This is a genomic window from Teichococcus globiformis (assembly GCF_042646265.1).
Taxonomy (GTDB): domain Bacteria; phylum Pseudomonadota; class Alphaproteobacteria; order Acetobacterales; family Acetobacteraceae; genus Pseudoroseomonas; species Pseudoroseomonas globiformis.
The window spans coordinates 257,232-278,097 of sequence record NZ_JBHRTN010000008.1 but is presented as its reverse complement, the minus strand read 5'-3'; the positions used below and the strand labels follow the sequence as shown (position 1 = coordinate 278,097).

22 protein-coding genes are annotated in these 20,866 nt (G+C 66.0%); 16 read left to right on the top strand and 6 right to left on the bottom strand.

Going from position 1 to position 20,866, the window contains the following annotated elements:
• Window positions 1-65 precede the first annotated feature (65 nt).
• Both ACFOD4_RS08680 and ACFOD4_RS08675 read right to left on the bottom strand, forming a co-directional pair.
• Window positions 66-1,421 (bottom strand): glycosyltransferase family 4 protein, encoded by a 1,356-nt coding sequence (locus tag ACFOD4_RS08680; protein ID WP_379595623.1) that lies wholly within the window; start codon window positions 1,419-1,421, stop codon window positions 66-68.
• 215 nt (window positions 1,422-1,636) lie between these two features.
• Entirely contained in the window at window positions 1,637-2,659 is a 1,023-nt protein-coding gene (locus ACFOD4_RS08675) for a C-terminal binding protein (RefSeq protein WP_379595622.1), read from the bottom strand.
• Between the two features lie 111 nt (window positions 2,660-2,770).
• Between ACFOD4_RS08675 and ACFOD4_RS08670 the strand changes: the two genes are divergently transcribed.
• Window positions 2,771-3,520 (top strand): SDR family NAD(P)-dependent oxidoreductase, encoded by a 750-nt coding sequence (locus ACFOD4_RS08670; protein WP_379595620.1) that lies wholly within the window; start codon window positions 2,771-2,773, stop codon window positions 3,518-3,520.
• 21 nt (window positions 3,521-3,541) lie between these two features.
• Here ACFOD4_RS08670 and ACFOD4_RS08665 read toward each other — a convergent pair whose 3' ends face one another.
• Window positions 3,542-4,249 (bottom strand): calcium-binding protein, encoded by a 708-nt coding sequence (locus ACFOD4_RS08665; protein ID WP_379595618.1) that lies wholly within the window; start codon window positions 4,247-4,249, stop codon window positions 3,542-3,544.
• Window positions 4,250-4,435: 186 nt separating this feature from the next.
• Window positions 4,436-4,879, bottom strand: coding sequence for a MarR family winged helix-turn-helix transcriptional regulator (locus tag ACFOD4_RS08660; RefSeq protein WP_379595616.1), 444 nt, complete (start codon window positions 4,877-4,879; stop codon window positions 4,436-4,438).
• A 77-nt stretch (window positions 4,880-4,956) separates the two neighbouring features.
• Here ACFOD4_RS08660 and ACFOD4_RS08655 point away from each other — a divergent pair, with 77 nt between their 5' ends.
• Together ACFOD4_RS08655 and ACFOD4_RS08650 are read left to right on the top strand one after the other, a co-directional pair.
• Window positions 4,957-5,691 (top strand): DUF899 domain-containing protein, encoded by a 735-nt coding sequence (locus ACFOD4_RS08655; protein ID WP_379595615.1) that lies wholly within the window; start codon window positions 4,957-4,959, stop codon window positions 5,689-5,691.
• 12 nt (window positions 5,692-5,703) lie between these two features.
• On the top strand, window positions 5,704-6,174 hold the full coding sequence (locus ACFOD4_RS08650; RefSeq protein ID WP_379595614.1) for a DUF1579 family protein: 471 nt from the start codon (window positions 5,704-5,706) through the stop codon (window positions 6,172-6,174).
• Window positions 6,175-6,195: 21 nt separating this feature from the next.
• Here the strand turns inward: ACFOD4_RS08650 and ACFOD4_RS08645 are convergent, their stop codons facing one another.
• Window positions 6,196-6,381: a PsiF family protein gene (locus ACFOD4_RS08645; protein ID WP_379596064.1), complete on the bottom strand. Its 186-nt coding sequence runs from the start codon at window positions 6,379-6,381 to the stop codon at window positions 6,196-6,198.
• 428 nt (window positions 6,382-6,809) lie between these two features.
• On the opposite strand from ACFOD4_RS08645, the gene ACFOD4_RS08640 reads away from it, so the two are divergent.
• From ACFOD4_RS08640 to ACFOD4_RS08580, 13 genes are all read left to right on the top strand, one after another.
• Entirely contained in the window at window positions 6,810-8,183 is a 1,374-nt protein-coding gene (locus tag ACFOD4_RS08640; RefSeq protein WP_379595613.1) for a tyrosine-type recombinase/integrase, read from the top strand.
• A gap of 1,237 nt (window positions 8,184-9,420) precedes the next feature.
• Window positions 9,421-9,690, top strand: a complete 270-nt coding sequence (locus ACFOD4_RS08635) for a LexA family protein (RefSeq protein ID WP_379595612.1) — start codon at window positions 9,421-9,423, stop codon at window positions 9,688-9,690.
• A 188-nt stretch (window positions 9,691-9,878) separates the two neighbouring features.
• Window positions 9,879-11,915: a hypothetical protein gene (locus ACFOD4_RS08630; protein ID WP_379595611.1), complete on the top strand. Its 2,037-nt coding sequence runs from the start codon at window positions 9,879-9,881 to the stop codon at window positions 11,913-11,915.
• A 1-nt stretch (window position 11,916) separates the two neighbouring features.
• Window positions 11,917-15,123 (top strand): bifunctional DNA primase/polymerase, encoded by a 3,207-nt coding sequence (locus ACFOD4_RS08625; RefSeq protein WP_379595609.1) that lies wholly within the window; start codon window positions 11,917-11,919, stop codon window positions 15,121-15,123.
• 23 nt (window positions 15,124-15,146) lie between these two features.
• Window positions 15,147-15,971 (top strand): HAD domain-containing protein, encoded by an 825-nt coding sequence (locus ACFOD4_RS08620; RefSeq protein ID WP_379595608.1) that lies wholly within the window; start codon window positions 15,147-15,149, stop codon window positions 15,969-15,971.
• A complete protein-coding gene (locus ACFOD4_RS08615) occupies window positions 15,968-16,240 on the top strand; it encodes a hypothetical protein (protein WP_379595607.1) in 273 nt (90 codons plus the stop codon). Before ACFOD4_RS08620 ends, ACFOD4_RS08615 begins: the two co-directional genes overlap by 4 nt.
• Before the next feature lie 6 nt (window positions 16,241-16,246).
• Window positions 16,247-16,483: a hypothetical protein gene (locus tag ACFOD4_RS08610; RefSeq protein WP_379595605.1), complete on the top strand. Its 237-nt coding sequence runs from the start codon at window positions 16,247-16,249 to the stop codon at window positions 16,481-16,483.
• 86 nt (window positions 16,484-16,569) lie between these two features.
• Window positions 16,570-16,779, top strand: coding sequence for a hypothetical protein (locus ACFOD4_RS08605; protein WP_379595603.1), 210 nt, complete (start codon window positions 16,570-16,572; stop codon window positions 16,777-16,779).
• Window positions 16,780-16,894: 115 nt separating this feature from the next.
• Window positions 16,895-17,455, top strand: a complete 561-nt coding sequence (locus tag ACFOD4_RS08600) for a hypothetical protein (RefSeq protein ID WP_379595602.1) — start codon at window positions 16,895-16,897, stop codon at window positions 17,453-17,455.
• 40 nt (window positions 17,456-17,495) lie between these two features.
• On the top strand, window positions 17,496-17,837 hold the full coding sequence (locus ACFOD4_RS08595) for a hypothetical protein (RefSeq protein ID WP_379595600.1): 342 nt from the start codon (window positions 17,496-17,498) through the stop codon (window positions 17,835-17,837).
• A 283-nt stretch (window positions 17,838-18,120) separates the two neighbouring features.
• A complete protein-coding gene (locus tag ACFOD4_RS08590; RefSeq protein WP_379595599.1) occupies window positions 18,121-19,425 on the top strand; it encodes a SidA/IucD/PvdA family monooxygenase in 1,305 nt (434 codons plus the stop codon).
• A 144-nt stretch (window positions 19,426-19,569) separates the two neighbouring features.
• A complete protein-coding gene (locus tag ACFOD4_RS08585; RefSeq protein ID WP_379595598.1) occupies window positions 19,570-19,827 on the top strand; it encodes a hypothetical protein in 258 nt (85 codons plus the stop codon).
• A gap of 128 nt (window positions 19,828-19,955) precedes the next feature.
• Window positions 19,956-20,225: a hypothetical protein gene (locus ACFOD4_RS08580; RefSeq protein WP_379595596.1), complete on the top strand. Its 270-nt coding sequence runs from the start codon at window positions 19,956-19,958 to the stop codon at window positions 20,223-20,225.
• Window positions 20,226-20,371: 146 nt separating this feature from the next.
• Here ACFOD4_RS08580 and cueR read toward each other — a convergent pair whose 3' ends face one another.
• The gene (gene cueR / locus ACFOD4_RS08575) at window positions 20,372-20,833 is read right to left on the bottom strand and encodes a Cu(I)-responsive transcriptional regulator (RefSeq protein ID WP_379595594.1); all 462 of its coding nucleotides are present in this window, start codon (window positions 20,831-20,833) and stop codon (window positions 20,372-20,374) included.
• Window positions 20,834-20,866 lie beyond the last annotated feature (33 nt).

The window sequence follows — 20,866 nt, the reverse complement described above, 5'->3', positions numbered from 1 at the left end:
GCTACAGGCCAATGGCCAACGCAACCCAGGGGACGCGCCGCGTTTGACGACACATCCTTAGGGGTTCATGGCACGGCCACATCCCGCACCGCAACAACTGCCGGTCGGTCCACGCGAATGACGCGTGAGGCCAGGGCACGCGTGGACAGCACCCGGCGCGGCATGCCTTGCCTGACGCCCGGCCATCCCGTCACCTGCGTCAACAGCCCCGCAACGTCGCGGAAATGCTCGTCCCAGCAGGGCGCCTGCCAATGCCCCAGCCGCTCAAGCTGCGCGGCACGCAGCGGGCTTGCCGCCGAGGCGTAGTCAAGCACCGCGTCGCGCCAGGCGCTGCCATCCAGCGGATCGAGGTAGTCCGGAACGTCGCCGCCCACTTCCCGCAGCGCAGGCAGATCGGAGGCGATGGCTGGCACCCCGGCCGCCAGGGCTTCCGCCAGCGGCAGGCCATAGCCCTCGGCAAAGGACGGGAAAAGCAGGGCACGCGCACCGCGCATCAGTTCGGCCACCCGCTGGTCGGGGAGCTGGCCAAGCTCCTGCACCACCCCGTCGAGCGCCGTGCAGCGCTCAAGGATGTCCAGCACGTTCTCGTTCTCCCAGCCGCGCTTGCCGATGATCAGCAGGCGAGGCGTGGCGCGGCCCAGATGGCGTGCCATCTCGCGCCATAGGTGCAGCAGCAGAAGGTGGTTCTTGCGCGGCTCGATCGTGCCCAGCACCACGAAATAGGGCACGGCCTCCGACACGGGTGCGGGGTTGGGCGCGGCCGGCGTGTCGATGCCGAGCGGCGCCACCAGCACCGGCGGGCGGGTGGCCCGCCCTGCGAGGTAGGGCTCCAGCGCCTCGGCTGTGGCGAGGGAATTGGCCACAATGCCATCGGCCAGCGCAGCGGTGGTGCGGATTCGATCCAGATGCTTTTCCGCCTGTCCCGGGCGGGCATATTCAGGATGCGTCACCGGGATCAGATCGTGGATCAGGGGAACAAAGGCGCAGCCGGCGCGACGCATCGCCTCGATGGGGCCGGCACGGTCCAGCGCGCGGTGCGAGACCAGAAGAAATGCCGGGCGCTTTTCGCGCTGCAGCAGCCGCGACAATTCACCCCGCCCGAAGCCCAGCAGCAACCGCCCGCGGGCGATGGTGCCGATGCGGGCGGCACGGCGCAGCGCGCCTTCCCGACCGCCGGCACCCCACGCTTCCTCCAGTGCGGTCACCAGATCCGAGATCAGCCGACGCGGAAGCAGGGTGAAGCCGCCCTGAAGTTCCTGCCCGACAAAGGAGCAGCGACCTTCAGGCAGGGTCAGCAAGCGGCGGGCATAGGCCAGCTCGACGCGATCAATGCCTGAGGGTGTCCGCTTGCGGCCACAACCCAGCAACCTCGACACATCGAGGATCACATGCGATCCGTCCTGGCGCAGCTCTGCGGGCATTGCGGTCCTCGATGACACCCGCAGCTGCGCCAGGGGGCAGTAGCCTTACTGGCGCAAGGCCAGACCCCGGCGATGCTGCGGTTGCGAATTAGGTGATCACAATTTCGTGGAAGAAAACTCCCGCGTCAATCGTAATCGCACCCACTCATGCATCTCAACGGTTGTGCGCTGCTCGCATAAACAATTGGTTCACAGATAGCTTCAGCCTGACATTTTCAATCGGCATTCGGTGGAATGACGTTGCTGTTCAAGCCTTCCAGCAGAACATCCCGCATGGTCTCCGCGCTCTTCACGCGAATATCCTGCCAGGCATGCGGCGTGTGGAAGGCGCTGTGGGGCGTGACGATCAAACGGCCGGTCAGCCAAGGCTCCCGCGCACGATACGCGGCCATCAACGGATGCGGTGGCTCGGCCGGCGGCTCCACCGGCAGCACGTCGAGCCCGGCGCCGGACAGATGATCGTCGCGCAGGCACCGCTCCAGCCCGTCCAGGTCCAGGATTGGGCCGCGCGCGGTGTTCACCACGATGGCGCCGCGTGGCAACTGCCGCAACTCGGCCTCGCCGACCAGCCCCTGCGTGCCACGCGTCAGCGGCGCATGGATGGACAAGGTGTTGGTTTGTGCCAGAAACTCCGGCAGCGAGCGGATGCGGGTGATTCCCAGAGCGCGGTCCACCCCGTTGGGCAGATAGGGATCGTGGAAGATGACGCGATAGCCGAAGGCTTTGGCGCGAAGCGCCGCGGCCGTGCCGATTCGCCCGAGTCCCAGCACGCCGAAGGTCTGCGCCTCAGGGCGCTGGATCAACGGGCTATCGAGGTAACGCCATTCCGCCGCCGCCACGCCCTGCGCGGGCTCGCCGCGCTGCAGGTCATGGTGCAACAGCAGGCCGCGCCGCAGCGCCATCACCAGGGCGATGGCGTGGTCAGCCACTTCGGTCGTGCCATAATCAGGGATGTTGCACACCGTCACGCCGCGTTCGGCCAGGGCCGGGCGGTCCAGCCGGTCATAGCCCACGCCCATCCGCACCACGACCCTGAGCTTGGGAAAGCGATGCAACTGGCTGCCGGGCAGCCAGTTGCGGAACACGAAGAGACCCTCGGCCTCGGCGCAGAGATGGTCGGGGATGGTGTTGACCGCCTCCTCGCCACCGCCACGCACCAGGCGGACCTGGGGGCCTAGGATTTCCGCCTCCAGCGCGGAATCGGGGTAAAGGCCCTCGGGCTCCAGAACAAGCTTCATCCGCACGTCCTCCTGAACGGTCTGGTTCTCGTTGAGGGAAGGATGCGCGGGCCTGTTGGGGGGCGCAAGGGAGTGCGCCTATGCTCGCGCTCCAGCATGGAGGGGGTGATCATGACGGAACGGCGAATCCTGGTGACGGGCGCATCGAGCGGCATCGGCGCCGCCGTGGTGCGGGCGATAGCGGGGCCAGGAGTGCATGTCGCCATCCATGCCCGCAACAACCGCGAAGGCGCCGGCCGCGCCGCCGAGGGCGCGCGGGCGGCGGGTGCGGAAGCCACGATCCTGATGGCCGATCTGGCGCAGCCTGGCGAGCCTGAGCGGCTGGTGGCCGAGGCCGCCGCCGCCATGGGCGGGCTGGATGTTCTGGTTTCCAACGCCGGCTTCGCCGACCGCACACCGGTTGCCTCACTGACGGATGCGGATTTCGCACGCAGTCAGGACACGGTGCTGTGGGCGCTGCTGCGGCTGGCGCGTGTCGCCGGACCGTTACTGGCAGAGGGGCGCGACCCCAGGCTGGTCGCGGTGTCCTCCTTCGTGGCGCATAATTTCCGCACCGACAGCACGGTGTTCCCGGCTTCGGCAGCCGCCAAGGCGGGGCTGGAGGCGCTGGTGAAGGCGCTTGCGCTGGAATGGGCCCCCACTGTCACCGTGAATGCGGTGGCACCGGGCTACACCCAGAAGGATGCCGGCGCCCATGCCGCGCTGGACCCCAAGGCATGGGAAGCGGTGCTGGGGCGCATTCCCCTGCGCCGCCTGGGTCAGCCGGCCGATGTGGCGGCGGCGATCGCCTTCATGGCCTCGCCCGCAGCCGCCTACATCACCGGGCAGTGCCTGCATGTGGATGGCGGCGTCGTGATCTGACGGCGCCGCCCTGGCGGAGCGTCAGGCCAGCACGATGTCCCCGGCCTGCACGGCCCAAACGCCTTCCAGCAGGATCTCGCCGGTTTCGGACACGGCCGGGAAGCTGACCAGCAGGCCGGATCCGGTCCGGGTCAGGCTGACATCGCCCTCCGAAAGGTAGTAGCCGGTGAGGTCCAGCGTATCGATGCCTGCCTGGAAGTCGCGGATGATGTCGCGGCCACCGCCTGCATCAGAATCACCCATCGGGTCGTAGGCGTAGAGGAAGGTATCCGCCCCCGCGCCACCGCGCAGCATGTCGGCGCCGTAGCCGCCGGAGATGATGTCGTCGCCGTCGCCGCCGGAGATGGCGTCATTGCCGGCACCGCCATGCAGGATGTCGTTGCCCGAGCCGCCGGCAATGTAGTCGTTGCCGCCGCCGCCGAAGATGATGTCGTTGCCGGCATCGCCGTGCAGCGTGTCGGCCTTGTCCAGAAGAGCGTATTGGGAAGTTGCGCCCGGCGTCGGGCCTGCCCCGCCATCACCGTAGATGATGTCGTTGCCGGCGCCGCCGTAAACCTGGTCCTGGCCATAGCCGGCATAGATCGTGTCGTTGCCGCTGCCGCCCCAGATCTTGTTGTTGCCGGCGCTCTGGCTGGGAGTGCGATAGCCATCCCCGTAGACCAGGTAATCCTGCGTCTGGCCGGACAGATTGATGGTGTCGCTTCCGCTTCCGCCGAGATAAGTGGGCATGGCTATCGTCGCTTCCTGCGAGGGTGGTCCGCTCGCGAAGACTAGCCGATCAGCACACGCCATGCGTGTAAACGAAACGTCAACTAGCCTCACGAGTAGTCACAACGGCGTGTATCGCCAGTCAGATTCCATTAACAAACAGCCGGGCATTACTTGCGTTGCAGGCCCATGGCAGAAAATCCTGCCTCAGGTCAAAGCATTCAGCGCCTGCCGAAGGGCGGAAGCACCTTCAGGCAGAAGGCGTTCCGCTTCTGCATGTTCCTCCTTCCAGATCGGCACGGCGCGGGCCAGCAACACCCGGCCCTCCTCGGTGAGCAACAACTGACGGGCACGGCGATCCCTAGGATCAGGCTGAATGCGGACCAATCCACGCCGTTCCAGCGGCTTGAGAGCGGCAGTGAGGGTCGTGCGGTCCATCGCCAGCAATTGCGCCACGGGACCCATGGGCACAGGCTCTGGACGGTTCAGCGACATCAGCAATGAAAACTGGCCGCTGGTAAGACCGAGTGGGCGGAAAGCTTCATCGAAGCGGCGAGCCAGCGCACGGGCAGCACGCTGCACGTGCAGACAGAGGCAGGCATCCCGCACCAGCAATGTGGTGGCGAAGGGGATATCGGCGGGTTTTGACACATCCAGCGATATGTTGATATCAATCTACCTTGTCAAGAACCGTTGTGGTTCTGGCCAACAAAGCAGGAGAGCCGAGGATGCAGACCAACCCCATCGTCTCGCGCGAGGCCTGGCTCGACGCCCGCCGTGATCTGCTGGCGCACGAAAAGGAATATACGAGGCTCCGCGACGCCGTGGCTGCCCGGCGCCGGGCCCTGCCCTGGGTGGAGGTCACCAAGCCCTACAGCTTTGCGACCTCCACCGGCACCACCGACCTGCCCGGGCTGTTCGGCGGCCGCAACCAACTCATCGTCTACCACTTCATGCTGGCCCCCGGATGGGAAGCTGGCTGCGTCGGCTGTTCTTTTGGAGCCGATCATTTCGATGGCATGCTGCCGCATCTGGAAAGCCATGATGTCAGCTTTGTTGCCGTTTCCCGGGCCACCTTGCGGGAGATCGAGGCCTATCGCCGGAGAATGGGCTGGCGCTTCCCCTGGGTGTCCTCGCATGGCACCGAATTCAACGCCGATTTCCATGTCACTTTCACGCCGGAGCAGCTAGCCAGCGGCTCGGTCTTCTACAATTTCCGTGAAATGCCTTCGGACCAGGCACATGACGAATTGCACGGGCTGAGCGTCTTCTGCCGGGGCAAGGATGGGCGGGTCTTCCACACCTACTCCGCCTATGCCCGCGGCACCGAAGACATGCTGACGACGTTTCTCATGATGGACCTGACGCCGAAAGGCCGGGACGAGGACGGCACCATGGGCTGGGTGCGGCGGCATGACGAGTATGGCGCCTCTGCGCCCCGTCCCGCCTGCTGCCACGACTGAAAGGAGCGGGCGATGAAAACCACCGATCGCCAGGAAGACCAGTGGCTGCGGGGGATGCTTGGCCATTGGCGGATGGAAGGGCGCTGCGACACAGGCGACGGGCTGTCCAGCAGCTTCAGTGGGCAGGAAACGGTGCGAGCCCTGGGAACCCACGTGGTGTGTGAAGGCGAAGGACCCGACCCAGAGGGCCAGCTCCAGCAATCCCTGCTGCTGCTGGGTTTCGATCCATCGCGGAAATGCTTTTCCGGCAGCTTCGCCTGCTCGGCCATGACGTATCTGTGGAGCTATCAGGGGCATCTCGCGGGAAACACGCTGACGCTTGATACAAAGGGCCCGTCCATGACCGGCGATGGCCTGACGGACTACCAGGACATCATCATCCTGGAGGGAGCCGATGCGCGCCGCATGCTGTCCCGCATGAAGATGCCAGACGGTTCCTGGAAGCAGATCGTCGAGATGCAGTACCAGCGCGCAGACGCCTAATGGCGGACCTCGCCCGTCGTCTCAGCCGCCGGAAAGGCAGCCTTTCATGAAGACCTTGCGCGGCTGGCCTGACAGGGACTGGCCGCGCGCCTGCGCCGCACACCCCTTCATCCGTTCCCGTTGCGCCAACTGCGCGGGGGTCGCTGGTCGGGCCGCCTTGGGTTCCACGGCATGGGCAGCCCCCGCTGCGAAAGGTGCGGCGGGCATCAGTGAAAACGCCAGAGCCAGTAAGGGGACGAGAAGAAGAGGCTTCAACAGCGCGATCCTGATCGAAAAACCTGAAGGCGATATAGCGAGGTCAGATTATCGCGCGATAGATGTATTTTTCGGCGCCACAAACAAGAAAGCCGGCTTCTTACGAAGCCGGCTTTCTGGAACTTGGTGGAGCCAATCGGAATCGAACCGACGACCTCTTGAATGCCATCGAATCGCACTAAGCCTTGGCGGTCGAGCTCTATCCTTCGCCCGGACAATGTTGACAAGGAAAGCAAGCAATTTCAGGCGGTTGGATCGCAATAACGTGGTCGCGCTCTCCGCAGTGAGCACCTTCTCGCGCGCTTTCTCGCATGTATCCTGGTTCCCCATCGCGGCCCCGTTGGCGGAACAGACCGGCCGTGGTGTCCCGGAGGATAGGCATGCGCAATTCAGTGCTTCAGATACTGCAGAAGGATGTCCAAGCGGCGAGGGAGCTGCTCGGGGTCGAGGAGAAGGAGATCGGCGAGCGGATCACGCCAGGCTTCTGCCTGCGCGTCCGCAAGATATCCATGTCGTGGTGCCTACGCTCGCGGCTGGGCCCCAAGCAGGGCACCTGGCGGATCGGTGACGCCCTCTCCGTCGACGTAGAAACAGCTCGGGATCGGGCACGCGAGGCGTTGCGCCTGATCGCCCGTGGCATCGACCCCAAGGAGTGGCTGGAGGCCGAGGAGAACGGCGGGGCGAAGGAGCGCAGCTTCACCGCCGCGGATGGCTGGACCTGGGAGGCCGCGGTCGAAGCCTACCTGGAGGAGTTCTCGACGACGGTCGCCCCGGCCACCTATCGCTCCTATGGCCACGTTCTCCGCTCCGGCCACTTCGACTTCCTGAAGGGGAAGGTGCTGCGGCAGATCACACCCGCCGATGGCAAGCGGCTGCAGGATGAGATCTTCAAGCGAGGCCGTCCGCAGATGGCAAGGAAGTCCCTGCAGGCCCTGAAGGCTCTCCTCAAGTGGGCGGCGGACCGGCATGGCAGCGGGATCGAGTTCTCGCCGGTGGCTGGGGTGAACGTCCGCAAGCTGACGCGGTACCAGATGGGCGAACTCGGCCGCGTGCCAACCGAGAAGGAACTCGGCCAGCTGCCCCGGCGCCTCGAAGCCGCCGACATCTGCCCGCAGGCGAGGCTGGCCGGGCTCCTCATCCTGCTGACGGTCCAGCGGATCAACACGGTCATCACAGCGGAGAAGCAGCACTTCCAGGCGACCGACAACGGCGGCCTCTGGAGCATTCCTTGGGAGCGTATGAAGGCCAAACGCCCGCATGTCGTGCCCCTGCCCCCCGCCGCCTGGGCCGTCGTGCAGCACGCCATGGCGCTCTGGCCGGACAGCAACTGGCTGTTCCCGCAGGTCCGGGCCAAGCGGAAAGGCGGCGCCTGCACCGGCCACATCAGCTACCATCCCGTCGCGGGTCCGATGGATCCCCTGGACCCTCATGATCTACGGCGGGCGTTTGCGACCCATGGCCAGGGTGTTCTCGGGATCAGCGAGGCCCACACCAAGGCCATCCTCGACCATGCGGAGGGACGCTCGGGCGACGTCACGATGGAGCGCTACGCCTTGCATGACGGCAGGCACTTCAAGTGGGGCGTCATGCAGAAGTGGCAGGACTGGATCCAAGGCTTGATCGCCAAGCATTCGGATCTGCCGCCAGTCCGGACGGGCCCGCTGCTCGGTATCGGACGCATCGACCCGACCATTGGAGCTTCGCTGCTGCCCATTTCCGACCGGGTGTTCAGGATCACACCGTCAGAACCCTGAAAACGCGACGACGCTGGCTGGCCGATTGGAGTGGCAGCCAGCTACATCTGGTATCGGCATTCCACCTAAACCTTGTTGGCCAGAGGCGGCGCCCTGGAAGCCGCGGGTCACCGCCGCCCAAGCAGGAGCGTCTTGCGCGCCGGGCACCACCCCACAGTAATCCTAAAATAATGTCCGAAAATTCGAGGGAGCCGGACATTTTGAAGGCATCTTCGAAAGTAGTCCTGTCACCGAACGGTGACACCCACGGGCTCATGGTCTGCATTCTGCCCGCCAATACTTGTGCTCACGAAAAAGTGCCATAGGGGTTGATGAGGGATCGGCCGCGCGAAGTGACACAACCTGGAGTAGCGCCCCAGGCTTGCGGTCAGTCGGAGTTACCGGTTTGTGAGCGGCAGGATTTTTCGGTGGGCATAATCGCCAACGGGCCATCCGATAAACTATTGAAAAGGCACGGCTGCGTCTGCGTTCTAGAGGCTGTTTAACAAGACTGGCGCGTATAACCAGACATGCTGAGCAAAACCCCGAATGGGCCAAGCGCATCGAATTAGCCAGCACTTTCAGGGACTTATGCGGCCGGATAAAAGCCCAGCTTGTTAGTCTTGAGCCTGAACCCTTGTTACGACCGAATAAACTACCGAAAAAATCGTCACTTCCGGATAGTTCCCGCCAAACTGCCGCCAAACCAAGTCACTGGTGCAGACTTTAGAAGTCTGTAATAAAATCAGGATATTAGCAATGCATTTACCTGAGACGCCTTGCACCAGCTGCTCTTTTGCCCCGTAAAGCGGGGGCCTTACATGAACCAGCCATTCTCTTGATCGAACCAGCTCGAGGAACCTTTGGAACATATAAGGAACATGCGGGTTCATGCCATTGGTGATGCTGAAGACATACAGGCGGACAACGCACAGATCTTCCTAAGATCATGTTTTAGATGGATTATTTTCGGGGTTGGCGCAGGCCCTGCACCAGGAAGTGCTGCTCGCACCAGCTACTGAACACAAACGTCGGAATGACTGTGCCCAGCAGTGGAGACGCCCCAAACACTCAATCTATGATTGAAATACTCTCGAGAGGCCGCAGCCAGCCAGCGGGACTTCTTTCGAAAAAAAGAACGAATCGTGAACTGATAGATCTTTCCGTCGCTCCGACTAGGTCATAGAAGTAGTTGCCGAACCGGTGTTCGGGCGGTTCAGAGACTTCACGGTAAGGCACGTGTTCTGGAGGAGGGTGCATGTCGGACGTGGTTTCGCTCGATGAGCTTCCTCACCTCACGCCTCGTCAACGGGAGGTGCTGGCTTGGATCTGCCGTTACTGGTCCTCCCAGCGCCATGCTCCCACTCAACGGGAGATCGCGGAGGGTATGGGAACGTCTGGCCACACGGCAGCGCCTCTTGTGGAGCCGCTGCTGAAGAAGGGCTACCTGCAGCGCACCGAAGCGGCGGTCCGTAACCTGCGGCCGACGCCACGAGCCTTCGCAAAATTGGAGGACCCCATGAGCTGACCGATTTCAACAGCGGCGGGGCCAAAAACAACAACGAGCGCCAGTTCGCACCTGGCGCCCGCTGAGGTCCCGCACAAGCGGGGGTTCCGAGTCCACCCGGAGCCCCATTCCTAGGCAACTTCGGCGCCTTGCGTCAACCGAAGACGATGGCGCTCGCCCGTTCGTGAGCGGGATGGGGAAGCACGATTATGGCGGATCATCACGTCAAACACGCCGGACCTTCCGGCCAGTTCACATTCGCGGACCTGAAGGCGGAGCACGCCAGATCCATCGGGATGGAAGGCAGGCGGAGCCCTGGTGCCCCCAACCAGTTGGCTGCCTTGCGGCTGTTCATGGCCATACGGGGGCACACGGACAACACCCCGATCCACCCGACGCTGACCACCGAGTTCGAGGATCAGCTCCGGTCCTTCGAGCGTTCGGCCAAGGCTGGGCAGCGAGACACGCCATCCATCTCGGATGCCACGCTCCTCAGCTACCGCAGCCACCTGCGCAAGTGGCATGGCTGGGCACTCGGGCTCTCCGGCAAAGGGGTGAGAGCTGAGGTGTTCGGCAAACTCCTCCAGGACGGCATCGCGTCCCACAGGGAGAAGCACCCGGGCCGAACCCTGAAGGAGATCGCGGCACTGGCCTCGATCAGCTTCGTTGTATTGACGGAGTGGAAGGCTGGAAAACTCGCGACGACCAGGAGGCCAAACCGCCGCAGGCTTCTACGGCTGGAGAGGCTGCTTGAACTGCCGGTCGGAGCCCTCACGGAGGTGGTGTTCGGGAGGTACCTGAGCCGGGTCGACGCGCAGGCTCTGCGAGGCGCAGGCCAGCAGCTGCACCCCAAGCACGGTGTCACACGCGTCCGGTACGTGCCCGCGCCGCTCCCGCCACGTATCGCAGAGTTCGTGCACGGCTTCATCCAGCACAAGACAAGCCTCTATCCAGGCGAGAACCTTGCTGGCGAGGCGCTTGACCGCGCGCCTGGCGCTAGCTGGCGGGTGATCGCCGGGAACGTCGCATCCGCTCAGATGTTCGTCGCGCTCGCCGGGGCTTTCTCGGGATACCTGATGCTACCGGCGACCCTGGCTGAAGCCCGGGAGCACGTCCGCGCCAACTGGATCGGCGGCGCCAACCCTTTGCCAGAAGGCGCGGTCGAAGCACTGGCACCCTACTTCGTGGGCAGGGGGATGCGGGCGGAGGACATCTGGCCGCACCACCTGGTCGCTCCTGACCTGGTGGGCGGCTTCCTCGAATGGCGAACGCTGAGAAGCAAGAGCGGGAAGGAATCGGGGTATCACCGGGGGTACCTGTCCCGGGTCGCCATTCCGCTCGTCCGGCCTGAGTTCGGCTACCTGACGCAACGGCCGGAACTCGCGCCGGACGCAGGTGGGCCAATCCGTCGCGAACACGCCGCCGGAGGGGCGGAGAATGCCGCCCTTCCCAGCTGGGCCGAGAGGTGCGCGAAATGGCACCGGCAGCTCAGGCGGATGCGCCAGTCGCTCAACCGCGAGCACAAGGAACGCGACCCGCATGCCGCGCTGGCCGCAGTCCTCGACATGCCCAACCCGATGGACGTCGTGGACTGGATCATCGCTTCGCATCGCAGGGACAAGCCGCAAGGCCCCCTCATACCAGGCGTCGGCGGCATCTCCCTGGCACAGTGGCACCGTGACCAGCTGCTCCTCCGGATGCTGCCAGCCAACCCCCTCCGCAACCGCAACTTCCGGGAAATGGAGTGGAGGGTGGACAACACCGGCAACCTCTACCGCAAGGGGAACCGCTGGCGCCTCCGTTTCGAGCCGCAGGATTTCAAGAATGAACGGGGCGCCGCCAGCAAACCCTATGACGTCGAGCTGGATCCCGCGCTCGCTCCTTGGATCGAAGCCTACCTCCTCCAAGCCCGGCCACTCCTGCTCGGCGGCAACCATTGTGACAAGGTCTTCCTGTCCAGGAACGGTACACCGTTCAATGCCGTCAACCTCTCCCAGCTCGTCTTCAACCTGACGGACCGGCACATCCGGGGCATCGTCGACGCGCGGGGTTTCAGGACCCACGCTTACCGCCACATCGCGGCCACTTCCTACCTGCGGGCCAACCCACGCGACTTCCTGACCGTTGCCGACATGCTCCACGACCGGCACGAGACTGTGCTGCGCAACTACAACCGGAGCAACCCGGAAGACGGGCTACGCCGCTGGGCGGAGTGGCGGGCGTCCGCCGTGCGCCGTGCCGCCTGACATGCCAGTTGCCAATGAGAGGGCGAGCCGCCTCGTCGCGGAAGCTGCGCTGGCATATGCGCGGCACGGCTGGCCAGCGGTGCCGGTCTACACCGTCCGGCCCAACGGGAGCTGCAGTTGCGGGCGGCCCACCTGCACGAAAGCGGGCAAGCATCCGAACGCGCGGCGGGGCTACCACGATGCCAGCACGGACCCCATGGTGATCCGGCGCGCCTTCCTGCGGGACGCGAACGTCGGCGTCGCCGTCGGCCTCGCTGCGGGCGTGTGGGTGCTGGACGTGGACGGCACCGCCGGGGAGGCAGCACTCGCCGAACTGGCGGCTCGCCACGGCCCGCTGCCAGACACCATCGAAGCCGTGACCGGCGGCGGCGGGCGGCACCTCTACTTCCGCTACCCGACCGGACGGCGGGTCCGGAACACCGTGCGGAGCCTCGGACCTGGGCTCGACACGCGTTCGGACGGTGGCGGGGTCGTCGCGCCGCCGTCGCGGCACGCGTCGGGCAACATCTACCGATGGCTCGACGGGCACGCACCCGGGGAAATCCAGCCCGCCGAGGCGCCGACCTGGATCCTCGACATGCTGGAGCCACGCGGCCCCGCAGCGCCCCAGATTGCCCAGCCCGCCGCCGACGCCAACACCGCGCAGGACGCCTACGCCGCCAGCGCGCTGGACGGCGAGATCCTGAAGGTGATGCGCGCGCAGGAAGGGACACGGAACGCGACGCTGAACACGGCCGCCGTCAAGCTCGGCAGCCTCGTGGGGGCGGGCACCCTGCAGCGTGGTGTGGTGGAGGCGGAGCTCATCCGGGCGGCGCTCGCCTGCCGCCTGCCGCTACCCGAGATCCAGGCCACGCTCCGGTCCGGGCTGGAGCACGGCATCAGCACTCCGCGGAACATGGACGGCGTCGGAACCACCTCCGAGACGCGGCGCCGCGCGGTGAACCACGAGGCCCAGATGGCCCGCCGGAAGCGCCTGCAGGACAATCCCAAGGCCGTTGCTTGGCTCACCGAGACGAATGGGCTGACACGGGCCACGCTCGATCACTTCGGCTTCGGCCTCGACAAGCCCTACCAGAGCCGGAAGACCGGCAAGGTTTACGCCGACGCGCTCACCTTCCCGCTGCGCGGTTCCGACGGCACGGCGCTGGGCCTGATCTGCAAGGCCGAGGTGCCCGGCGTCACGGCGCTGGCCCGCGCGGCCTGGTGGAGCGCGGGGACGGAGGATGCGACCTTCTATGCCACGCCGCAGACAGGCCAGGGGACCGTGGTGGTCTGCGACATGCCCGACCTCTGGCGGCTCTGGCAGGAGCTCGACGCGGGCGACGGTGGGACGGCGCCGCAGATCGTGGCGTCCAGCTCCGCCGAGGGCTGCCCACCGGAATGGGACGAGCCGGGCTTCTGGGATCGCTGGGACGAGATCCTGGTGGCGAGCCCGGACGACGAGCGCGGTGACGCGCTGGCGGTGCAGGTGCACCGGTCGGCGGGCAAGCCGGTGCGGCGACTCCGGCCACCGGGCGAAAGCTGGCGTGGCGCCTTCGCGGCAGGCGCCGCTGCCGCGGACTTCCAGGCCGCCGCAGCCGCTGCGGAGCCGATGGTCGACAGCGCGCGCGTCGAGGACGACGGCAAGCCCGGCCGCAAGGCGTTCCGCCCGCTCGACATCGGGCGTGCCTTCCACAACGGGCATCTCTACTACGCCGTCGAGACCCTGTTCTCCCGGGTGGAGAATGACGAGAACGGCAACCCCGAGTTGCGCGAGCGCCGGGACACGGTGGTGATCCGGTCCGACGGGCAGATGCTGCACTCCGTCGCGATGCCCGCGCCCAAGGGGACACCACCCGACCGCAGGGTGATGCGGCTGTCGGACGGGACACTCATCGACAGCGAGCCCAAGGCGCCTGCGCACCCGAGCTGGAGCTGGCCTTCCATCCAGCGGTGGCTGGACGCGAAGAAGCGTGGCGAGGCGGTCCAGCACCGTCCCTTCGACGCCATCCTCGAGGACGTCCGCACACTCTTCCGCCGGGCGGTGTGGCTGCCCTACGAGGAGGATTACATGGTCCTCGCCCTGACCTGCTGCGCATCCTTCTCGCAGGCGGTCTTCCAGGCCGTGCCGCTCATCCTGCTCTGCGGCCCGTCCAACACGGGCAAGTCGACGGCGGGCGTGCTGATGGGCACCCTGGCGGCGAACGGCACCATCGTGGGGCAGGTCAGCGCCGCGGCGGCGGCGCGCCTCATCCACGAGACCAAGGGCCTGGTGGTCCTCGACGACCTGGAGGCCATCGGCGCCAAGCCCGGCAAGGACGGCGCCGCCTTCGGCGACCTCGTGCAGTGGCTGAAGGTTTCCTACAACCGCGACACCGCCACCAAGGTCTGGGTCGACTCCAGCCGCAACTTCAAGGTGGAGCGCCTCAACGGCTTCGGCATCAAGGTCATCAACAACACGACCGGCGTGGACAGCATCCTGGGCAGCCGGATGATCCGGGTGCAGTCGCGCAAGATGCCGCAGGCGCGGGCGGATGAGCGGCGCGGCATGGAGCCCCCGAGCTCGTCGGAGATCGTCCGCCTGCGGGACGAGCTGCACTGCTGGACCTTCGACCACGTCGGCCGGATCGCCCAGGTCTACGCCGGGGTCTGCCCCTCGGCCTCCGAGCGCGCCGAGGAGATCGCCGCGCCGCTGCGGGTGCTCGCCCGGATCTCGGGGAACAAGGAGCACGCCGCCTCGCTCGAAGCGGCGCTGACCCGGACGGCGAAGTCCGGCTTCGAGGCCGACGACCCGGCCGAGGTGCTGCAGGAGGCGGCGGTCGGGCTCGCGCGGCAGGGCTACCGTCAGATCTCGCCGACCCACCTCATCCTCGAGATGAAGCGGCTCGTGGAGCAGCATTTCGGGCAGTCCAGCACCAGCGACATCCCGGAATACCAGCAGCCCGAGTGGGTCGGCCGGACGCTGCGCCTGCGCGACATCATCGAACCCGGCGCGCCAGCCACGCGCCAGCGCCTCTACGGGCGGAACCTGCGGATCTACCCGTTCGGGCGCAACTTCCTGGCGGACGTCATGGACGACCTGGAGGCAGTGGCACCAAAGGCCGCGACCGACTTCTGCGCGGGCTGCGAGGGCTGCGATGTCTGCCCCTACCGGACGCTCGGTTGTCCCCTGATGGAGGAGCGCCTCGCCGCCGACAAGGCGAAGCGCTGGCGGAGGCGCGACCTGTGAAGCCGTACACGTGTGCAGACCCGATGACGCCCATCCTGTTCCTGGATATCGACGGCGTGCTGCTCTCCGGCCGCGCCTGGCTGCTGCCCACCAACCAGCGCCTGCAGGCCGCGGCCGCCAAGTTGACAAGGTCACAGGCGACCGAGCTGATTGGGCGCGACGCGGCCTTCGACGCATGCGCCGTCGCCTTGGTTTGCCGGATCTGCGAGGCGAGCGGCGCGCGCGTCGTGATCGCCAGTTCGTGGCGCTACACCGTGGGCTACGAGCAGACCCGGGTGAAGCTTCTGGAGCAAGGCCTGCCAGAAGTCCTCTTCCACAAGGACTGGGCCTGCCCAATGGCGCGGTTCAGCACGCCGGAGAAGGGGCCTGACATCTCCTTCTGGCTCGACGAGCACGGCGGTGCCCGCGCCCGCCCCTGGATCGTCCTCGACGACGAGGAGGTCGTCCCGGGCGCGACCCTCAAGGTGGATGGCCTGGAGGGGTTGTCCGCAAGCGACGCCGCAGCCGCCGTCCGCTACCTCGGCGGCACGGACGCGGGGCTCGGCGTTCGCCCACTTCCCGAGGGTGACATGCGCCACGTCGTCGAGGAGTTCTCCGGCCACCGGGTCGAGGCGTGCCGCTGGCTCGAAGGCGCCGGTGGCCGGGAAACGCGGCGCCGCAGGCCATCCGCCCTGCTCGACGGCGCAGAGCGGCAGGCGGCGCTGCGGGATTTGATCGCGGCCGCAGCCGCGCACGCCAGGCGCTGGCGGGGGCGGGATCAGGCTCCCGACCGGCAGCCCGGCCTTGGTGAGGGCGCAGGGGGCTTCCCCATACCGCAGCCGCCACCGGGGGAGCCCGATGCACCATGAGGACCTTGACCCAGTTTCTCTTCATCGCGGCAGGCACCGGCACGCCCGGCGCCGTGGGGTTGCTGGTCCGCCACGGGGCAGAGCCCGCGCCGACCTGGGCGGTGGAGCTCCTCGGGGCTGTGACCGTGTCCGAGCTGGCGGCGAAGTTGGTGATCTGGCCCGCGGCCTTGGCCATCCTGGTCCTCTCGTTTGCGCTGTCCGGGATAGTGCTGGCGCAGATGCTCCGCACGCGCCCTCGCGGCGGCCGGACGAGCCACCCAGAGGAATGAGCGCAGATGGAAGAGGGCGAACGCTGCGGGCGCTTCGTGATGATCCGGGACGCGGACGGGCGGCTGCACGCCCTGTCGGCGACATCCATCGCTGCGATCTGCGAGGACGAGGGGGGAGGGTGCCTGCTGCTCATCCCCGGTGGCCGTATGATCCGGAGCGAACGGTCCCTGGAGGAGATCCTGGCCTGGCTGGGCCGCGGCGCGTGGCCCGATGCCGGTCCCAGGTGGCCGCGTCGCGGATAGGCGCCGTGGCAGCCTGCGGGACTTCAGCATCGATCGACCGGCTCGAGTCGAAAGTCGGTTTTTTCGGACCTTGGAGAAGATCGGAGATGCCTGAACGTGAAGATGCAGTCGCCGACCGTGATGACCTGCACATGGCTGCGGTGACGCACATCCAGGCCATCGCGAAGGTTATCGACTGCCTCAAGACCCTGGGGCCGTGCCCGCTCAACCACGACAACGCACTGGCCAACATCTCCGAGCGGTGCGAAGCGCTTGCCGATCGATCCCGTCGCGACTGGCAGGTTCGGCAGAGATGAGGACGTTGAGTCGCATGGCCATAGCCCGAGCGCGCCAAGTCGCGGCGCACCCGGTGCCCGTCATCGAGAAGCACGCCACTGCAGAAGCGCGGCGACACGTGCCGGAGGGAAAGCCATGAGCCGAGGGGCTACCGAACAGGAACTTAGCTCGATCCGCATCGTCCTGAGCGCGAGCATGCCAATTGGCACAAGCCCGGAAACGTCGGCGCAGCACGTTCTCAGATTGATTGGCATCAAGGCTGACGAATTGGACGAGGCCGCGATGGAACGCATGACGAGGAGCGCGATGCCGGAACTCGAGCTTGTCCAAGAGAGAACATATCCAAACACTGCAGCCATGAACGCCTGGATCGACCGTTGGATCCTTGCGGCTCCCCACGGTGACGGGCTGCTCGACGATCGCCTGCTTCGGAAGGCATTAGCCTTCCTGCTGGCGCAGCACCGAAAGTTCGAGCGTCATTCGAAGCGGAAGGCGAAGCGCTACAAGGTGGTGCAGGTCGAGTTAGATCTCCAGCACGCCGGGAATCTGGCGGTCATCGTGGTGGGACGTCGCTTCAAGACGGATCAGGAAGCGATCAGGGCGCTCATCAAAGAAGCCGCCTCACGCATTAGCAGCGCCGAGCTGGACCGTGCCGAGGAGGAGCTTCGTCAGGCGCGGTCTGCGAATGGAGGCTGAAGCCCGTCATCCCCGTCATTCCTCCGGCATGTGAGTGGCCATGGGCAATGCCGAGGCGATCAACGACCGGGCCAAGCTCCTCATGCACCGCATCGTCGCGCGTGTCATGGCCGATGCGCACGACGCCGGTGAGGCCCTCGACGCCGCGCGCGGCTGGCTGGTTCGCCTGGAGGCCGAGGGCCGCGTCCACCGTGACTTTAGGGAATGGCAACGTCTGCTCAGCCTGCCGCCGGACCGGCTCCGGCGCGAGATCACCCGCCGTGGCGAGCGGTGGGACGCGCTGCGCTCGACCTCTCCGCTGCCGGTGTCCCTAGCTTGCCTACGCGACGAGGCCCTCCGGCGCCGCATCTGGCGCAAGGCCCGGCTAGGGGTGCTGTCCTGAGCCAGGTCTCCGCGGCGGGCCGCTCGGCGGGCATCTTGCTGCCCTCCGAACGAGGCGTCGATCCGGCTGCTCGCGGCGCCAGACTTCGAGGCCATCGGCACCTCGCGCTGGGTTGGGCGCAAGCATGGGCGATGGCTGGACACCGTGCTGATGCAGCTGGCGCTGGGGGATGGCGACCGCGCCGATCCGCTGCTCGAGTAGCGCCGTCGCACGGCGATCCAGCAGGTTCCTGTTGGATGGGAGCCGATCTATCTTCGGCCACCGGCAATCTGGAAACGGCTTCATGGGCACTAGACTCGCAATCATCGGTGGCGGACCGAAGGCGGTTGCCATCGCCGCGAAGGCGCAGATCCTCAGGGAAGAGGGCCTGCTCGACTGCGAGGTGCACGTCTTCGAAGCGCGTGAGATCGGCGCGTCCTGGACGGGTCGGCACGGCTACACCGACGGGGAGCAGGCGCTCTGCACGCCTGCGGAGAAGGACCTGGGCTTCCCGTACGCGGAGATGCCAGGGGCGCCCGATGCAGCCGAGAAGATGATGGCCCGGTTCTCTTGGAGCACGTTCAAGGCATCCAGGGGTTATGCCGATTGGGTTGATCTGGGTCGCGGGCGGAGTTCGCACGGCGAGTTCGCCGAGTACCTGAAGTGGGCCTTTGCCCGGAGTGGCGCGATTCTGCACCATGGAGAGGTCACGCGTCTGGAGGAGGCGTGCGGAGCCTGGCAGGTCGAATGGAAGGAGGCGGCCGCCGCGCCAGCCGAAACCCACGAGGCGATTTTCGATGGCGTGGTCGTAACCGGCCACGGACCGGCTCGCACGATGGGGCCGACCAGTCCGCGCATGATGGATGGTCAGGGGATCTGGCTCGAGAAGGAGCGGGCCAAGGTACTTCGCCTACTGAATACGCAGACCGTTTCAGAAGGCGCCACCATCGTCGTGATCGGGAGTGGAGGCACCGCCGCGGCCATCCTGGCGTGGCTGGTCCGTGAAGGCTTTCAGGATCTCCCCATCCACCTTCTGGCCGAGCAGGCCACGTTCTACAGCCGCGGCAACAGCGTCTTCGAGAACCGCCTCTTCAGCGACTCCACCCAGTGGCAGTTGCTGACGTACACCACCCGTAAGGCGTTCTTCGACCGCTTGACCCGTGGCGTAGTGTGGGATGCTGTTATGAACGAGCTCGTTCACCTCTCGAGCCTCAACTTCATCGACGGGCGCGCTACGAACATCGCCGCCATCAAGGCCGGGAACCTGACTGTCCAGTGGCAGCGGAACCTCACCGAGTTCGAGCTCGATTCCGGGGAGGAGGAGATCGGCGAGACCGAGGCGAGCCTGGTGATCAACGCGACGGGCTTCGACAATTGGTGGTTCCTGAAACTGCTCCCACCAGGCACCGTCCCCCCCGGCGAGAGTGAACGGAGAGCTTTTCTCGAGCGACTGATGCATGGGATGGGTGAGGATCTGACGTTCGGCGACGGATGGACGTTGCCGCGACTGCACGCTCCGTTCCAGTCCATGCTCGTCGGCCCTGGCTTCGCCAGCCTACTGGCCCTGGGAGACATGGCGGATCGTGTTCTGCTTCCCTACATGAAGTAGCCCCCGGCGCTTCGGAGGCTGGAAGCGCCACAGCGCCATTGAAGCGAGCCGGGCCGACCTATATATATAAATAGGTCGGAGGAGGTTATAATGGTGGCTGTAGCCAAGGCAAAGGTACTTCGGAGCGTCTTCCTGGATCCCCAGATGGATGAGCTCCTGCGGCAGGTGGCTTACCGCCGCAACACGTCAAAGGGCGACCTGATCAGGAACTACGTCGAGCGCGGCCTGGATGCGGATCGCGAGACTCTCCGTCCGCAAGGTGAAGCGAAAGCGGCAGCTTCACCCAAGGCCGAGACAAAGCAGGTTCGGTCAGCGGGCGGCACCACGGTCAAGCCAATGGCGTCACGCGGACGCAAGAAGAAGTCGGAGAGTTCCCCGCGCAAGGTGGCTGCCACGGCCTAGGCACCCGGGGAGCTGACGTTCTCAGCAACCTCGGGGCGCTTTCCTGTCCTGCCCAAAACGTGACAGGTACGCTGCGACCCTGCTGACGGTTGTCTTCGATCTACACCGGGTTCGGATCTACGCGTACTGTGCCGGATAAGGTCGGTTGGCTGTTGATGGAGTTGCGTGTGGAATTGCGCGTTGAAGAAAGCTCCGTGCTGGGCGCCCTCATCACCGAGCAGCGTAATGAAGCAGCGTTGCTTGAGCGCCAGCGATCGGTACTCCTCATGCTGCGAGTGAGCGGTCGGACTCCTGACGCTGGAGACCAAGAGTTCGTCGCTGGACAGGGCTCGGCCAGCCTCGATGCCATTCAGAAGCGCCTGATCGCCGGAGAAAGCTGGGACCACATCCGTCGGTGAGGTCTGCCTCCATACTGCGGATGGCCTAACTCGCTACGCCCGAAGCCTTGGCCAAGTCCTCCCTGCCTGCTTGTCGGCCCGCTCCTTGCGCTCGCTGTAGCTGTCGACCAGGTACGTGGAGATGTCCCGCGTCAAAAAGGTAAACTTCACAAGCCAGCAGCGCCGCGCATTCGGGTGCCGACATGGTTTGACAGGTCGGCCCTGCTTGCCGCTGCCTGCGCCCCACCTTCGAGGTCGTGCAGGATCGGGCACTCCGGCCGATGGTCGCCGTGGCAGGCGTCCGCCAGTTCCTGGAGGGTGTCCCGCATGGCCGTGAGTTCCAGGATCCTGGCGTCCAACTCGGCCACGTGCTGTTGGGCGACCCTCTTCACGTCCGCGCTCGAACGCTCCCGGTCCTTCCACAGGCCGACCAGCAGCTTGATGCGCTCGATAGACAGGCCAAGGTCGCGCGCCCGCCGGATGAAGCGGAGTGTGCTCACATCCTTGGCCGAGTAGACGCGGTAGCCCGCCTCCGTCCGGGCCGCCTTGGGGAGGAGCCCGATGCTCTCGTAGTAGCGGAGCATCTTCGCTGAGACGCCCGAGGCCGCCGACGCCTGCCCGATGTTCATGCCTGCCTCCGTTCCAAACCGTTCACTGTGGCG

Excerpts from the sequence above, each read along its gene's own strand:
- ACFOD4_RS08640 (WP_379595613.1), top strand. The coding sequence starts at position 6,810 with ATGCGCAATTCAGTGCTTCAGATACTGCAGAAGGATGTCCAAGCGGCG.
- cueR (WP_379595594.1), bottom strand. The coding sequence starts at position 20,833 with ATGAACATCGGGCAGGCGTCGGCGGCCTCGGGCGTCTCAGCGAAGATG.
- ACFOD4_RS08620 (WP_379595608.1), top strand. The coding sequence starts at position 15,147 with ATGACGCCCATCCTGTTCCTGGATATCGACGGCGTGCTGCTCTCCGGC.
- ACFOD4_RS08670 (WP_379595620.1), top strand. The coding sequence starts at position 2,771 with ATGACGGAACGGCGAATCCTGGTGACGGGCGCATCGAGCGGCATCGGC.
- ACFOD4_RS08665 (WP_379595618.1), bottom strand. The coding sequence starts at position 4,249 with ATGCCCACTTATCTCGGCGGAAGCGGAAGCGACACCATCAATCTGTCC.
- ACFOD4_RS08625 (WP_379595609.1), top strand. The coding sequence starts at position 11,917 with ATGCCAGTTGCCAATGAGAGGGCGAGCCGCCTCGTCGCGGAAGCTGCG.
- ACFOD4_RS08585 (WP_379595598.1), top strand. The coding sequence starts at position 19,570 with ATGGATGAGCTCCTGCGGCAGGTGGCTTACCGCCGCAACACGTCAAAG.
- ACFOD4_RS08650 (WP_379595614.1), top strand. The coding sequence starts at position 5,704 with ATGAAAACCACCGATCGCCAGGAAGACCAGTGGCTGCGGGGGATGCTT.
- ACFOD4_RS08645 (WP_379596064.1), bottom strand. The coding sequence starts at position 6,381 with ATGCCCGCCGCACCTTTCGCAGCGGGGGCTGCCCATGCCGTGGAACCC.
- ACFOD4_RS08615 (WP_379595607.1), top strand. The coding sequence starts at position 15,968 with ATGAGGACCTTGACCCAGTTTCTCTTCATCGCGGCAGGCACCGGCACG.
- ACFOD4_RS08605 (WP_379595603.1), top strand. The coding sequence starts at position 16,570 with ATGCCTGAACGTGAAGATGCAGTCGCCGACCGTGATGACCTGCACATG.
- ACFOD4_RS08630 (WP_379595611.1), top strand. The coding sequence starts at position 9,879 with ATGGCGGATCATCACGTCAAACACGCCGGACCTTCCGGCCAGTTCACA.
- ACFOD4_RS08595 (WP_379595600.1), top strand. The coding sequence starts at position 17,496 with ATGGGCAATGCCGAGGCGATCAACGACCGGGCCAAGCTCCTCATGCAC.
- ACFOD4_RS08590 (WP_379595599.1), top strand. The coding sequence starts at position 18,121 with ATGGGCACTAGACTCGCAATCATCGGTGGCGGACCGAAGGCGGTTGCC.
- ACFOD4_RS08600 (WP_379595602.1), top strand. The coding sequence starts at position 16,895 with ATGAGCCGAGGGGCTACCGAACAGGAACTTAGCTCGATCCGCATCGTC.
- ACFOD4_RS08655 (WP_379595615.1), top strand. The coding sequence starts at position 4,957 with ATGCAGACCAACCCCATCGTCTCGCGCGAGGCCTGGCTCGACGCCCGC.
- ACFOD4_RS08675 (WP_379595622.1), bottom strand. The coding sequence starts at position 2,659 with ATGAAGCTTGTTCTGGAGCCCGAGGGCCTTTACCCCGATTCCGCGCTG.
- ACFOD4_RS08680 (WP_379595623.1), bottom strand. The coding sequence starts at position 1,421 with ATGCCCGCAGAGCTGCGCCAGGACGGATCGCATGTGATCCTCGATGTG.
- ACFOD4_RS08635 (WP_379595612.1), top strand. The coding sequence starts at position 9,421 with ATGTCGGACGTGGTTTCGCTCGATGAGCTTCCTCACCTCACGCCTCGT.
- ACFOD4_RS08610 (WP_379595605.1), top strand. The coding sequence starts at position 16,247 with ATGGAAGAGGGCGAACGCTGCGGGCGCTTCGTGATGATCCGGGACGCG.